General features: G+C 50.7%; 10 protein-coding genes. 4 read left to right on the forward strand and 6 right to left on the reverse strand.

Features of this window, described 5'->3' with window-relative positions; all coding sequences use genetic code 11:
* Nucleotides 1-647: 647 nt before the first annotated feature.
* From glpT to MXE41_RS12395, 6 genes are all read right to left on the reverse strand, one after another.
* Complete coding sequence (gene glpT, locus MXE41_RS12370) at nt 648-2,024, reverse strand: glycerol-3-phosphate transporter (RefSeq protein ID WP_246978971.1); 1,377 nt, start codon at nt 2,022-2,024, stop codon at nt 648-650.
* A gap of 978 nt (nt 2,025-3,002) precedes the next feature.
* Nucleotides 3,003-4,229, reverse strand: coding sequence for an anaerobic glycerol-3-phosphate dehydrogenase subunit C (locus tag MXE41_RS12375; RefSeq protein ID WP_247100744.1), 1,227 nt, complete (start codon nt 4,227-4,229; stop codon nt 3,003-3,005).
* Nucleotides 4,230-4,243: 14 nt separating this feature from the next.
* A complete protein-coding gene (glpB, locus tag MXE41_RS12380; protein ID WP_247100745.1) occupies nt 4,244-5,584 on the reverse strand; it encodes an anaerobic glycerol-3-phosphate dehydrogenase subunit GlpB in 1,341 nt (446 codons plus the stop codon).
* Nucleotides 5,584-7,329: an anaerobic glycerol-3-phosphate dehydrogenase subunit GlpA gene (gene glpA, locus MXE41_RS12385; RefSeq protein WP_246978974.1), complete on the reverse strand. Its 1,746-nt coding sequence runs from the start codon at nt 7,327-7,329 to the stop codon at nt 5,584-5,586. The genes glpB and glpA overlap by 1 nt, the downstream gene beginning before the upstream one ends.
* Nucleotides 7,330-7,768: 439 nt before the next feature.
* A complete protein-coding gene (locus MXE41_RS12390) occupies nt 7,769-7,915 on the reverse strand; it encodes a hypothetical protein (protein WP_247100746.1) in 147 nt (48 codons plus the stop codon).
* A 1,398-nt stretch (nt 7,916-9,313) separates the two neighbouring features.
* Nucleotides 9,314-9,580, reverse strand: a complete 267-nt coding sequence (locus MXE41_RS12395; protein WP_246978975.1) for a hypothetical protein — start codon at nt 9,578-9,580, stop codon at nt 9,314-9,316.
* 1,402 nt (nt 9,581-10,982) lie between these two features.
* Here MXE41_RS12395 and rpsL point away from each other — a divergent pair.
* From rpsL to MXE41_RS12415, 4 genes are all read left to right on the forward strand, one after another.
* Complete coding sequence (gene rpsL, locus MXE41_RS12400) at nt 10,983-11,357, forward strand: 30S ribosomal protein S12 (protein ID WP_246913506.1); 375 nt, start codon at nt 10,983-10,985, stop codon at nt 11,355-11,357.
* Nucleotides 11,358-11,524: 167 nt separating this feature from the next.
* On the forward strand, nt 11,525-11,995 hold the full coding sequence (rpsG, locus tag MXE41_RS12405; protein ID WP_246913508.1) for a 30S ribosomal protein S7: 471 nt from the start codon (nt 11,525-11,527) through the stop codon (nt 11,993-11,995).
* A gap of 21 nt (nt 11,996-12,016) precedes the next feature.
* Complete coding sequence (gene fusA, locus MXE41_RS12410; RefSeq protein ID WP_246978976.1) at nt 12,017-14,119, forward strand: elongation factor G; 2,103 nt, start codon at nt 12,017-12,019, stop codon at nt 14,117-14,119.
* A 328-nt stretch (nt 14,120-14,447) separates the two neighbouring features.
* The coding region (locus MXE41_RS12415; RefSeq protein WP_246978867.1) for a GTP-binding protein at nt 14,448-14,601 on the forward strand (154 nt) is incomplete at its 3' end.

Genomic DNA, 14,601 nt, shown 5'->3' on the forward strand with positions numbered 1-14,601 from the left:
TAATTGTTACGGCTGCTCATCAGTGGCAGCCTGAATATCTGTAAGGGGGCCATTTTTTCAGCGTGTGAGCCGGGGCCTTGTTAATTGTTACGGCTGCTCATCAGTGGCAGCCTGAATATCTGTAAGGTGGCCCCTTTTACAGCATGTGACCCGGGGCCTTGTTAGTTGCTATGGCTGCTCTGTGCGCCACAGGTGCGGAATAAAAACCGGCATCCGCACTCATCATGTTTATGACATATCCTCTTGTTATTGCAGTGTGCCCGGGCATAGCCATGTGCTCACTGCAATAACAAAAAGACACATCTTTGAGCCAAATAGCTCCTCAAAACTCGAAAAACCATCAAAAACAGGAAAAGATCCTGAAAACCGCCACAAAGGTCTTAAAACTCCTCAAAAAAGGAAAACAGCTCAAAACGCCTCAAAGCTCCCTGTTGACGGTGCTGCAGGCTGCAAACTCTACTTTACGCCTGGGGCATGGCAGTGCTGGCGCTGCTGGCGCCGGAGCTGCTGCCCGCAGGGCTGGTGCAGCCAGGGGCTGCATAGCCGTGGGACCTTCTGATGGTTTACCTGCAGAGCCCCGGGACTGTAGCGTGCATCCCGGGGAACGTGGTGTAAAACCACCTGGGTTAATGATTTATTCGGATTGCTTACTTGTTCTGCTCAGCATTCTCGGCAGCGGCTTCAGCAGCAACCTGAGCCTTCTGGGACTTCTCACTGAAAGAGGTGATGAGAAGCAGCAGGACAGAGATTAAAGAGCCACCAATTAAGATACCGAAACCGGCATCCCAGCCAAAGTGCTCAACAGTCCAGCCCATCAGAGCAGATGCGGCTACGGAACCACCGAGGTAGCCGAACAGACCGGTGAAGCCTGCAGCGGTACCGGCAGCCTTCTTGTGAGAAATCTCAAGGGCGTGCAGACCGATCAGCATAACTGGACCGTAGATTAAGAAGCCGATGGTAATCATGCACAGCATGTCAATGCCAGGATTGCCAGCTGGATTGAGGTAGAACAGAGCTGTTGCTGCAGTTACCAGACCCATGAAGACAACACCGGTAATGGCGCGGTTGCCCTTGAATACCTTGTCAGATACCCAGCCGCAGAACAGGGTGCCTGGAATACCGGCATACTCGTAGAAGAAGTAGGCCCAGGAAGAGGTGTCGAGGGTCATGTGCTTTACTTCACGCAGGTAGGCAGGGGACCAGTCAAGAACACCGTAGCGCAGCAGGTAAACGAATACGTTGGCAAAAGCGATCATCCACAGGGCCTTGTTAGGGAAAACATAGGTCATGAAGATCTGCTTGGCAGTCAGCTCCTGCTCGTTCTTTTCAGAGTAGTCGGCAGGGTAATCGTTCTTGTATTCCTCAATTGGTGGCAGACCACATGACTGAGGGGTGTCACGCATGGTTATGTAGGCAAATACGGCCACAATGAAAGTACCGATAGCCGGCATGTAGAAAGCACTGTGCCAGTCACTGAAGAGGTACATGCCCCAGAGGAACAGCAGAGGTGGCAGACCGCCGCCAATGTTATGAGCACAGTTCCATACGGATACAATGCCGCCACGCTCCCTGTGGGACCACCAGTGAACCATGGTTCGGCCGCATGGAGGCCAGCCCATACCCTGGAACCAGCCGCACAGGAACAGCAGTACGAACATTACTGTGATAGAAGAGGTAGCCCATGGAACCAGTCCCATCAGCAGCATGATGCCACCTGACAGAATCAGACCCAGTGGTAAGAAAACACGAGGGTTTGATCGGTCAGAGAAAGATCCGGAAATAAACTTGGAAAAGCCGTATGCAATGGAAATTGCTGACAGAGCGAAGCCTAAATCGGCTTTTGTAAATCCCTCTTCCTGAAGGTAAGGAATGGCCAGTGCGAAATTTTTTCGTACAAGATAATAGGCTGCATAACCGACAAATATGCCGATGAAGATCTGCCAGCGTAATCTTTTGTACAGTGGATCGATCTGATCAGCAGGCAGTCGCTCTATGTGCGGTGCCGGCTTTAAAAATGAGATCATTCAATTACTCCTTGCACCCCTGTAACTTTCAAAAAGTAGAAGAATAAGGCGTTTCTGACTTGAGCTCACTCAACAGTGCCGGTCAAGATTTTGATGGAATAACCATTAATTTCGACCTTTAACCGGCCTGGAACAATTGTTTTGTTACGAACATGATTTCGTAATTTTATAACTGCCGGGTCAGGCAGTTGTAATCCCAGGCGTCTTACACGCATCAGATAACGGGTGCATATCAACAACAAGAAACAGCCAACAACCCCATAAACTGGAGTAATTCAGGCACTCAGATAAGAGGTGAGCTGACAGGGGAACAGGAAAAACAAACTCCTGAAAGTCATCTTCTTATTCAGGTCAGTCGTACGGCGCCATGGCGCTGACAACTGCTCTGCCTGAGGCCAGATTGCGGTCTGGCTTAACCACAATTCAGTCAACGTGCTCAGCAAACAAAATGCACGTGAAGCAACCGGAAAAAAGTCAGGCCCGCAGCAGCTGGCGCTTGCGCTACGGCTCCTGCGGAGCCTTACTTTGTTTCAGGTTGGATTAGTCCTTATGCTTCGGGAGTCTCTCATTTGAACTCACGAAGGGCGGCACACTGCACTTTCTCCCAGGGGACATACTCTGGAAGTAACAAACATCGGGACTGCAGTCCCTGCTGTTTAATGCCGCACAGGCAGCAGCACGCTGCCTGAAATTCTGTGTCTTACCGCACCAGGCGGTCTTAAGCATGTGATGGCCCGTTTTCAGGAGGCGGGCCATGCAGTGCAGCTGATGCTGCACAAATTGTGTGGCTGCTGGCACACCAGCGCCTGCATCATCGACTGCTGATCAGCTGCATTATTAAAGGCGCACGCCAGGAAAACTGCAGCGCATTTCAGCTGCCTGGCCAGACTGGAGATGGTCGGGACGGTCAGACAGGGCAGGACATGGCAGTACATGCCTTGCCGGGACGGGCCTGATCGAGCCAGGCTGGAGCTGGCTTTACTGCCTGCCGGCGCTCTGGTTAAAAGATTCCTGTACCACGTACAGAGGGTGACGGGCGGTCTTGCCTGTGCCATTGGTCATCTGCAGACGGCAGATATTGCACTCACAGATACCGTAGTCGGCCTCTGATACGGTCAGCCTGTCACGCAGGTTAGTACCGATGACGTGGCCAATAGGAGCGGTTTCCTTCTTGTAGCCATAAACACCGGACAGACCGCAGCAACCAGCCTGCAGATCCTCAACCTCAACACCAGGAATCTGGCGTACTACTTCAAGACCTGGTCGGCCCATGCCCTGAACTCTCAGGTGGCAAGGGGTGTGGTAGGAAAGGTTGGCCTTGACGGTACCGAAGCTGCTGGCGAGCAGACCCTTGTTCTTGCGCATCATCAGATATTCCATGGCGTCATAGACGTGGTGGGCATAATCATGCACACCTGGAATATTAAAGAGCTCCTCATATTCCTGCTTTAAGAACAGGGAGCAGGTGGTGCAGGTAGTGATGATGTCGATACCTTTATCGGCATACTCCTTGAGAATGGCTATGTTGTTAACAGCATGCTTCTCTACCTTGTCCAGATATCCTGTAGACAGAATAGGGGAGCCGCAGCACATCAGTCTCTTATCCCAGAGCACTTCAACATTGTTGCGGTTGAGAATGTCAATTAAGGCAGCGCCCAGCTGTGGCTCGTTGTAATTGACATAGCAGCCCGGAAAGAACAGGACCTTGTCAGTGCAGCCTGGCTGCTTGATGGTCTTGAACAGAGATGGGAAATTAACCTTGGCATAAGATGGCAGAGGGGCCTTGGAGGTAACACCCATTTTTTCGATCATGCCGGTAATGCGGGCCACTTTCATACCAAGGTTGGCAGCAGGACCGGAAACGAAAGGAATGGAGGTCATAAGCTTGCCCATGGTCTCGTTATTACCGAGAATCATGTCAGCCATGTCATGCTTGTTGTGCTTGAAATACTCAGCACGGGCTTTCATGTTGAAAGCGGAAATTGATGTGCCTGATGGGCAGACGCGGTCGCAGTTTTTGCAGTTGGAGCAGTACTGGACCATTGGATCGTCTTCTTCAACAAGCTTGCGCAGTCGGGTCAGTGCCGGGCCGTTGAGCTTTGGGCCACGGTACAGACGGGATGCCTTGGCGACCGGACAGGAGGTCAGACAGATATTGCAGCTGATGCATGCATCAGGATTATCATGCTTAATCTTAGGAACCATAGTTCACCCTCCGGTTAAAGTGAGTCGCAGACAGCCTTGCGCTGAGCAAGGATTTCGTCGAGCTGTTTTACGGCATGGTAGGCAGAGGTAATGGCTACACCATTGCCGGACTTTTCAAAGCAGAAATCGTAACCAGCCAGACTGCGGCCTACGAACTGAACATTGGTGAAGAGCACATCACCGGCAGCATCAACTGGCTGCATGTTTTCGTTTACGCTGACGCCATAGGCTGCAAAAGGCTGAGGCTGTCCACAGAAGAGGTACTGGTGAGACCAGTCCTTCTGATCTTCAGGAACTTTGATTTCAATGCCAAAGACAGGCTCATACATGCGGCCCATCTGGGTAATCAGACCTGAGCTGAAGAAACCGCCGGTTGCCATAATCACGGCATCTGCCTGATATTCATGGGTATGGCCAAAGCCGCCGGTGATGAGACGGGCGCAGACCTTGCGGGCTGCTGCTGCCCTGTCTGCTGGCAGATCAGTCCTGTCATCAGCCATGGAGGCAAATCCGATAACCTGACCCTTTTCCACAATATCAACGCCCAGGTTAAAGCAGGCATTGCGCAGCAGACGGTCAAGACGCAGACCGGTTACTGAAGGCGGAATGGAGGAAACCTCTACCATGTGAGTATTGAGGCGCTCCTCAAGCTCGGTCTGAATGGCGGCTGACATCTCAGGACGCTCACCCAGAACTGGAGGGATAATCAGGGTAGTATCTGCATCGCAGTGAGCCTTGAGCTGCTCTACAAAATTGAGGCGGCCTACTGGAGTCTCAAGCTCACGGGCCAGATCAAGGGCACTTACGTCGCGGTATTCACGACCTACCGGCCAGTTCATGGTTACCTGGCGTACGGAGACTTTCTTGCTGTCACCGAAGAAGTGCTGCAGATTTTTGGCAATTAACTTAGGGTAGTAATCTTTGAGCAGCTCGAAGCCTACGACCACAATCTTGCTGCGTGCAAAAACTGCATCAGACTGAATGCTTGGCGGTACCAGACAGGATGGCTTGAATGAGCCAATGGCTGTTGGAACCTTCTGATTGTGGTGGCCGTCGCCTACATATATATAGTTCTGGGAGGCGGTGAGCTCTTTGAAAGCCTCCAGTGCCTCTTCGACACGGGCAGCACCCATAATTGCGTAAGGGTGTGGCTTCTTTAAAGTAGCAATATGGGCCAGAGGATCGGTAACCAGATTGCCGTTTTTGTCATAGCCGTACAGGTCGATAATGCCGCCGGCAACAGTCAGAGCACCCTGACCGTAGGTAAGAACCTTGACCTTGTGGCCGGCACGGGCTGCATAACAGGCCGCAAGTAAACCGGAGATACCTGCTCCAACAACAATAACCTCAGCCATTATCTGCCCTCCTGTACTGCGGCACTGGCGCCGTCTTTTGCGGCAGTACTGCCGTCATTCTGAACTTCCTTGCCACTGCATGTGCCTTTGCTTTGCCCGGCACAGCATTCACCAGACCTGTTGTGTTCAGTAAGGAAGGTGTCATCCTCATGGTTGATGTTCAGAGATACCTCATAAATTCCACGGGTAAGCTCAACATCCTTAATCTGATTGCCCCACATAACCGGACGGATACCTTTCCAGCGGGCCTCGAGGAACTCTTTGAACAGTTCCTTGGTATTATTGCTCCAGCGATCGGATACTTCCTGAACAGTGCCTACAGCACGGTAGGTACAGAAAGTTCCCTGGCAGGTGCCCATGCCCAGACGGGTACGGCGACGCAGATCGGAGATGGAGTGGGTGGTAGGCTCCTGAGCCACCATTTCAATTTCGGCGCGGGTGACGTTTTCGCACTCGCAGATGATCTCGCCCTGCTCAATATCCTGCTCAATGCGGGAAACAATGCGGGCAAAGCGCTCAGCGCCCTGACGGTTCTCAGAAAGCTGCATGCCGTAGGCAGGGAATACTTTGGCAGCACGCTCCATAACATCAGCAGGAGCTTCAGGTGCCAGAGGTACAGTAGCTGTTACGCATTTTGCGTGGTTGCCAAGAACAGGGCAGACCATGTCGCAGACCTTTTCGGCCATCTGACGGTGGGTAGTGAACTTGCCGCCACATACGGACATAAAGTTCTTAAGACCGTCACGGGTGCCGTGGTCAAGAGCTACGAAGTCACGGGAAACAGCACGGCCGGAGGCATTCTTGTCGTCGCCTGCATATAAAGGACGGCAGCCTGCAAAGACGCGCAGGATACGGTACTTGTCCAGATTCTCAAAGGTCGCGCGGCCGATTTCCATCATGGCCCTGACCTCATCCTGTGAGGTGGAGTTGTCATCAGGGCTGGCATCAATGGATGTAGTGCCCAGAATGGTTACAGTGCCATGAGGTACGAAAATATCGGCGTCCGAAGGCTTGTGCAGACGGTGAATTACATTGGTGCTGATACGGTGGTTAAAGGCAATGAGGGTACCCTTGGATGGCTTGATGTTGATATCAATGCCGGCAAGTCCAGCTACCTGGGCACACCATGGGCCTGAGGCATTAATCAGATACTTACAGCCAATTTTGTAAGTTTCCTTAGTGAACTTGTCCTGAACGGTAACGCCTTCGATGACACCGTTGGATGAATTGATTTCGACTACATTGGTGTAGGTAAGAACCTTGCCACCAAGCTTGATGGAGCTGTCGAAGATGTGCCAGAGCAGGCGGAAGCCGTCGATGGCTGCACCTGGGCACAGATATGCTGATTTGATCTTAGGGGAAACGTTTGGCTCAAGAGTAAGAGTTTCCTCAATGGTCAGCGGCTTTGCACTGATACCGGCTTTGGCACAGGCATCTACCCACAGACCCTCGTACTCAGGATCGTCCTCTGGAGTACGGATGAAAATGGAGGAAATTGGCTCAACGCAGGCTGAAGCAATCTTGCGGAGAATCTGGTTCTCTTCGATGCACTCAATAGCCGCATTCATGTCCTTTACGGCGTAGCGGGCGCCAGAGTGGAGCAGACCATGGAAACGGGAACTGGTACCGCAACCAAGGTCGCCTCTCTCCACGAGAACAGCATTTACACCACGCAAACATAAATCACGCAGAATACCTGCACCTGTGGCACCGCCACCAATGATCACCACATCAGTCTGCAACATGTTTTGCCCTCCAAAATACGAAAATCATCATAACCAATGGCCTGGAAAACAGCCTAAAGATTTTTGACGAATCCCTGTTCAGACTAAGATTCAGATCACAGATTTTTAATGTACTTGTATTTTCATGCAAAATACCACTTGCATGAATATCAAAGTGCCCATAGAATCTTGCGCCCATTTTTTACCAAAACACGGAAAAAACTGCCAAAACTCCCCTTTGTTGCAAATTTTGATCATTTTTAAACCATCCTGTCTCATTAATACAGCGTACTTTCAGTATCTCCCTCCCATACATCTGAAACCCAGGAATTTCCGGCAAAAATAGCAAAAATCAATGGCCAGCCAAATCAACCAGGCAGAACAGACAAATATTAATATTGTGTATTTGTGCGCAATAGTTCATATCCATGTTACTGTTGTTCTGTAACATAACTGCAGTTCAATCCCGAATGACAACGTTTTTATACCCTGACTGAGCAGCCGGACCATACTCACCGCTTGACACATCAAAAACACCATAAAAATCGCTAAAATCACTAAAATCTGCCCAAAAACACACAAAAACTCCCCAAAACAGACCACCCATCCCCAGACATTCCTCATCTCATTTACAACCGCCCCAGGCCCGTCCAGCAGCATCAAAAAATCACTGCACCACACGTTCCCAGATACTCTGCAATTTCACAAAAAACAGCCCAAAATCCCCGCAAAACACTCAAAAATGACCCCAGATCAGCCCAAAATCATCAAAAAACTGCCAAACCCCACCCCGCGCCACTAACCTCACACAGCCAGTTTATAAAGTCCTCTGAAACTCAAGTACTACAGCAACAAGCGCAGCTGATCTCAAATCAGTGCAAACGTTGGCAAAAATGCCCCAAAAACCAGGAAAAATCCGGCCAAACGCGAGATTTCAGCAAAATTAACAGCTCAAAGCCCGCAACATGCACCCATTCATCCACCCGGGCACTGATTTCATTTACTGAACCCTGCCAAATCTGCCAGCTCCTTAAACAGACCGCCAATTTTACTGACACCTTTTCAGCTCTGGCTAACCAGAGCCATGAAGCAGTTAACCGCCCACACATAGCTCCCAGACCGCATTAAGACGTGCTTTACAAAATTATTTACACCGCATTTATGGGGATAGTTTCCTGACTGATAGCAAAAGTGTTTGTTGGTTAAAAATGCATATGACCCACACCAGTAAATGTGCATAATGCTGACAGCACTATGCTCATGTCGGTACCATAACCAATGGAATGCAACAATATGCCCATACCATAACCATGTGGCATGCAGGGCAAAGCTTAAGGTCATGACAGATACAGTGCCGTCCGCCGCCAGAATTTCAGCCTGCAGCTACCCGAGGTCCTGCACGTATAAAAGCTTCCTATACTCCTCATGCTACGCCAGGACATACCTCCTCCAGAAAGCCGCCTCCTGAGAGCCTCCACGAGGCCAGAAAGCCGGCACAGCTGCGCTGAACATGGCGATGCCATACTGAGTAAGAGTGGTAATGGCTGCTGGAGCATGGAGGCATGCCCAATTTCTCACTTCAGTTTCATGCATATGTATAAAGGTATGAGCGGTCAGAAAGGGTAATTGAGTTGTGCTCTGGTGCGCCATAGCTGACAGGCGCTGCAAGATAGCAGAGCAATGGCGTGTGACAGACATGATGCCCGGCACTGCACAGAAGGTGATTGTGAAAGTACCTCCCGGCATGGGACAACTGACAGTGGCAGAGAGACCTGAGGAGCTGCCTTATTGCAGCAGCCTTATAACAGCAGCACTACAGCAATGCCGGAATATGGGAAATGAAGAGAAGACGAGGACGTAGCGCCTGCAGTCAGGGATGAGACTTAAGTTGAGAACATGCGGTCAGCGATAGACAGCTGAAAAGAAGGGGGCACTGGCCTGGTGGTTTTGTTGCAGGCCGTGGCGGAAGCTGGAATCTGGGGAGAATGGGGAGTGTAAGAGGGAGTCAGTATGTGCTCTTGATTGAGCTTGCCTCGTTGAGGTGGTTTTTAAGCTCAGTAGAGCTGATTGGCTTGCCTATGTCAGCAATCATGGCATTGCAGGCATCGGTATTGGCCGGAGTGATATCACTGTTATTGAGGTAGTCACTGAGGTAACGTTCGCTGTCAAGCAGGAAGCTGCGACCCTCAAAGAAAAGAACAACCTGATCAAATGAGGTTATGGTTTTCTTGACCTTATTCAGAGCTTTGATATTAAAGACAAGATGCAGCATGGCGTAGTTCCGGATCTTAATGTTAAGCCCTGGGCAGAAGCCTGACTGTTAATCTGCTGTCTGACCCGGTTAAGGCTGGAACGCTCGGGCAGCCCTGATCTGATTATATCAGGGCTGTAACTGCAGGCACGGACTATCGCCGGGCATTGGCATATGGATCACATATGTTGCAGACAGTCTGTACTGCAAAAGGGCGACATACTCTACTTACTATATAAAGAGAAAGAACAGGCTGCAGTCCTGTCACAAATCCACTAAACAGAATACTAATCAACATGATGCAGGGCTTAAGGGGGGCCTCAGCAATCAAATGACGGCCCTCATAAGACACCTACCCAGAACCCACAGCCTGTTTACCTACTACTACCTCTGCTCACGAAAGCAAGGTTTCATGCTGCCACTCCCTCTTCTATACCTGCCCAATGGCCGCTGACTGACGGTCGCAGCGTACCCTCGGCAGCTGAAAGACTGCCTCAGCAGGCCCACGTCATCTGACAGAATGGAGACTGCCAATGCAGGTCCACAGCAGTTGACAGACAGCCACAGCAGGTCTAAGGCCGCCATCTGACTTCTATAGCTGGGCTAAGACCGTCGTCATATTGCCATAGCTGGGCTAAGGCGCCTGACTGTATGCATGTCATCTGAGTAGAGCAAGGTAGGGGATACTATGCTGTGATCTGCCTTGGTTGTTGTTATCAGCGTACCGGCATTAATGGCAACAGCAACAGCAACATCAGTATTAGCAGTGCACATAGGCGGCAGCAGCAGAGCAAATCGGCTGCTGCTGCAAAGCATCAATAGTAGTAAGAGGATGGTGGTCACTGCCAGAGGCAGGTGAAGGTGGTGGTGCAGTGAGAGTGGGAGCTGTGATCCACAGGGGCGGCTGGAAGCCGGAGGGTATGCCAGGGCTGAACCTTGCCTTAATGTTTTGCTAACAGCGGGCTAATAAGAAAAGGTTAATTTGTACATTTATCGTTTTCACTTCTTAACGGAGCTGGAATACGACGTCTTTTCAGGTCTGTCTTACAGACAGGAATGCGTGGATGGGGCTGTAATGGATTACTGTCAGCGGCCTTACAGTGCGCGTATTGAGCAGTTTTTCGACTGCGCTGGCGATGGGCAGAATTTCATCTCAGAGGGTAAGAGCATGGGATTGACTCCCGGCTGAAGAGCTGAATTGAAGCAGGTGCTCAGCCGGTAAAAATGGCTTTTTCATGGGGATCTTTGTACAACAAAATTTTTGTTTTGTGCACTTGATCTGGTTTTTGTGGAGTATTAGAATACGTGGATCTTGTTTTGCCCCCTTTAAGAACCTGGGATTTTCCTGGGAACAGGGCGACAGGAATACAGTAAAGTCTGTCTTTGAGCTGATATCTCAGAGACTAACAGGAGATTTTATTTAATGGCTACTATCAATCAGTTAGTACGCAAGCCACGTGTGAAGTCAGTTCCAAAGAACAAAGTTCCAGCTTTGGAAGCCTGCCCACAGAAGCGTGGTGTATGTACTCGTGTATACGCCACCAAGCCTAAGAAGCCTAACTCAGCTATGCGTAAGGTTTGCCGTGTGCGTTTAACCAACGGTTACGAAGTTACCTCTTACATCGGTGGCGAGGGCCACAACCTTCAGGAGCACTCCGTAGTAATGATCCGTGGTGGTCGTGTTCGCGACTTACCAGGTGTTCGTTACCACGTGCTGCGCGGTCGTCTTGACTGTGCCGGTGTTAAGGACAGAAAGCAGCGCCGCTCTAAGTATGGTGTCAAGAAGCCTAAGGCTTAATCGACTCCCCGCCTAGTAAGGCCAAACGAAGCCAACGAAAGTTCACTGAGAACAGAGCTTTCCTGGTGAACTGTTCCCTGCTCTGATGCATGAGCACGGGCAGTGGAAATTCGTTAAAAACTTTCTTTTTTGTTTTGGATAACCCTGAAGAAACGAGGAATTTATAAATGCCAAGACGTCGTGTTGTAGGTCAGCGTAAGATTCTGCCTGATCCAAAGTTCGGTTCTGAGCTTCTTGCCAAGTTCATCAACGTTGTTATGTTAGACGGTAAGAAGTCTATTGCCGAAAGCATTGTTTACGGCGCATTAGACACCATTTCTGAGAAGAGTGGCAAGGAACACCTCGCCCTGTTCGAGGAAGCCCTTGACCACATTCGTCCAGCTGTTGAGGTTAAGTCCCGCCGTGTTGGTGGTGCTACCTACCAGGTTCCAGTAGAAGTTCGTCCAGCCCGTGGTAACGCCTTAGCCATGCGCTGGTTAGTAGAAGCCGCCCGCAAGCGTCACGAGAAGACCATGGCTTTACGTTTAGCCGGTGAGATGATGGACGCCTCCGAGAACAAGGGTTCTGCTGTTAAGAAGCGTGAAGACGTTCACCGTATGGCTGAAGCCAACAAGGCTTTTGCTCACTTCCGCTGGTAAGACAAGAGGTTTTCATAATAAATGGCACGTACTACAGCTATTAACTTATACCGTAACATCGGTATCAGTGCCCACATTGACGCTGGTAAGACCACCACTACTGAGCGTATTCTGTTCTACACCGGTAAGAGCCACAAGTTAGGTGAGGTTCACGACGGTGCTGCCACCATGGACTGGATGGAGCAGGAGCAGGAGCGTGGTATTACCATTACCTCTGCAGCTACCACCTGTTTCTGGAAGGGTATGGCTGGTCAGTTTGACAAGCAGTACCGTTTCAACATCATTGATACCCCAGGACACGTAGACTTTACCATCGAAGTAGAGCGTTCCATGCGTGTTCTCGACGGTGCTGTGATGGTTTACTGCGCCGTAGGCGGTGTACAGCCACAGTCTGAGACCGTATGGCGTCAGGCCAACAAGTACCGCGTACCACGTCTTGCTTTTGTTAACAAGATGGACCGTACCGGTGCCAACTTCTTACGCGTTGTTGAGCAGATCAAGACCCGCTTAAAGGGTACCCCTGTTCCACTTCAGCTCCCAATCGGCAAGGAAGACTCCTTCGTTGGTGTTGTTGACTTATTAAAGCGTAAGGCCATTGACTGGAACGAGGCTGATCAGGGCCTGTCCTTCGAGTACAAGGACGTTCCAGCTGACATGGTTGAAGAAGTTGAAGAGTGGCGTGCCAAGCTCGTTGAGGCTGCAGCTGAAGCTGATGAGGCCTTAATGGACAAGTTCTTCGGCGGTGAGGAGCTCACTGAGGAAGAAATCATTTCCGGCTTACGTGCCCGTACCTTACGCAACGAAATCATTCCAATGTGCTGCGGCTCTGCCTTTAAGAACAAGGGTGTTCAGGCAATGCTCGACGCTGTTGTAATGTACCTGCCTTCCCCAGCCGACGTTCCACCTGTTAAGGGTGAGACCCCAGACGGTAAGGAAGACGAGCGTAAGACCGACGACAAGGCTCCATTCTCCGCTCTGGCCTTCAAGATTGCCACCGACCCATTCGTTGGTAACCTGACCTTCTTACGTTGCTACTCCGGTGTAGCTAACTCCGGCGACACCGTGCTCAACTCCGTAAAGAGCAAGCGTGAGCGTTTCGGCCGTCTGGTTCAGATGCACGCTAACAACCGTCAGGAAATCAAGGAAATCTTATCCGGTGACATCGTTGCCGCTATCGGCTTAAAGGAGACCACCACTGGTGATACCCTGTGTGCCGAGTCCGCTCCTATCATCCTGGAGCGTATGGAGTTCCCGGATCCTGTTATTTCCGTAGCTGTAGAGCCTAAGACCAAGTCTGACCAGGAAAAGATGGCTTTAGCCTTAAACCGTCTTGCCCAGGAAGATCCATCCTTCAAGGTACACACCGACGAGGAATCCGGCCAGACCATTATTTCCGGTATGGGTGAGTTACACCTGGACATCATCGTTGACCGTATGCGTCGTGAGTTCAAGGTTGAGTGCAACGTAGGTAAGCCTCAGGTTGCCTACCGTGAAACCATCCGTGGCAAGGTCGAGCAGGAAGGCAAGTTCGTACGTCAGTCCGGTGGTCGTGGTCAGTTCGGTCACTGCTGGTTACGTATCGAGCCTCTCGAGGCTGGCAAGGGCTACGAGTTCGCCAACGAGGTTGTTGGTGGTGTTATTCCTAAGGAATACATCCCAGCCGTTGACAAGGGTGTTCAGGAGCAGATCGCCAACGGTGTTCTGGCCGGCTACCCAGTCGTTGACGTTAAGGTTACTGTATACGACGGTTCCTACCACGAAGTTGACTCCTCTGAAATGGCCTTCAAGATTGCCGCTTCCATGGCATTCAAGGCTGGCTTTATGAAGGCTACCCCAGCCTTATTAGAGCCTTTAATGAAGGTTGAGGTTGACACTCCTGAGGAGTACATGGGTGACGTTATCGGCGACTTAAACCGTCGTCGTGGCATGGTAGAAGGCATGGAAGACGGCCCTACCGGCAAGATTGTACGCGCCATGGTTCCTCTGGCAGAGATGTTCGGCTACGCTACTGACTTACGTTCCCAGACTCAGGGCCGTGCCTCCTATGTAATGGAGTTCGGTCACTACGCTGAGGCTCCTAAGAACATCGCCGACGCTGTTATCGCTGCCCGTCAGACCAAGTAATCGGAACCTGACAGCATAAAATCAGATTGCGCAGACCGGAGGAAATATCCGGTCGGCCTGGGCCATGGCCCTGATCCAAAAGTTGGGGGCAGTAAATGCTGTCCCTGACTTTTCACATAATTTGAGACCGTATTTGTCCGTGCCGGGCAAAAATCGGACTTTTAAGGCCATACTGCGATATAATCTGTTAAATTTGAGGGATACGCCTGAAGTGAGCTGAGTTCGCAAACCGGCCACAGGCCGCTGTGTTCACAGCTGTTACAGGGCTCCCTGTCAAGAATTCAAAATGAGTAAGGGTACCAGGTACCCACTTTATAGGTAGATCAAAATGGCAAAAGAGAAGTTTGTCCGTTCCAAGCCACACGTAAACGTAGGCACCATCGGTCACGTTGACCACGGCAAGACCACTTTAACCGCTGCTTTAACCAAGGTTCTCGCTGAGAAGTTCGGTGGTGAAGTAAGAGCTTTCGACCAGATCGATA

This window comes from Anaerobiospirillum sp. NML120449 (assembly GCF_023051105.1).
Taxonomy (GTDB): Bacteria; Pseudomonadota; Gammaproteobacteria; order Enterobacterales; family Succinivibrionaceae; genus Anaerobiospirillum.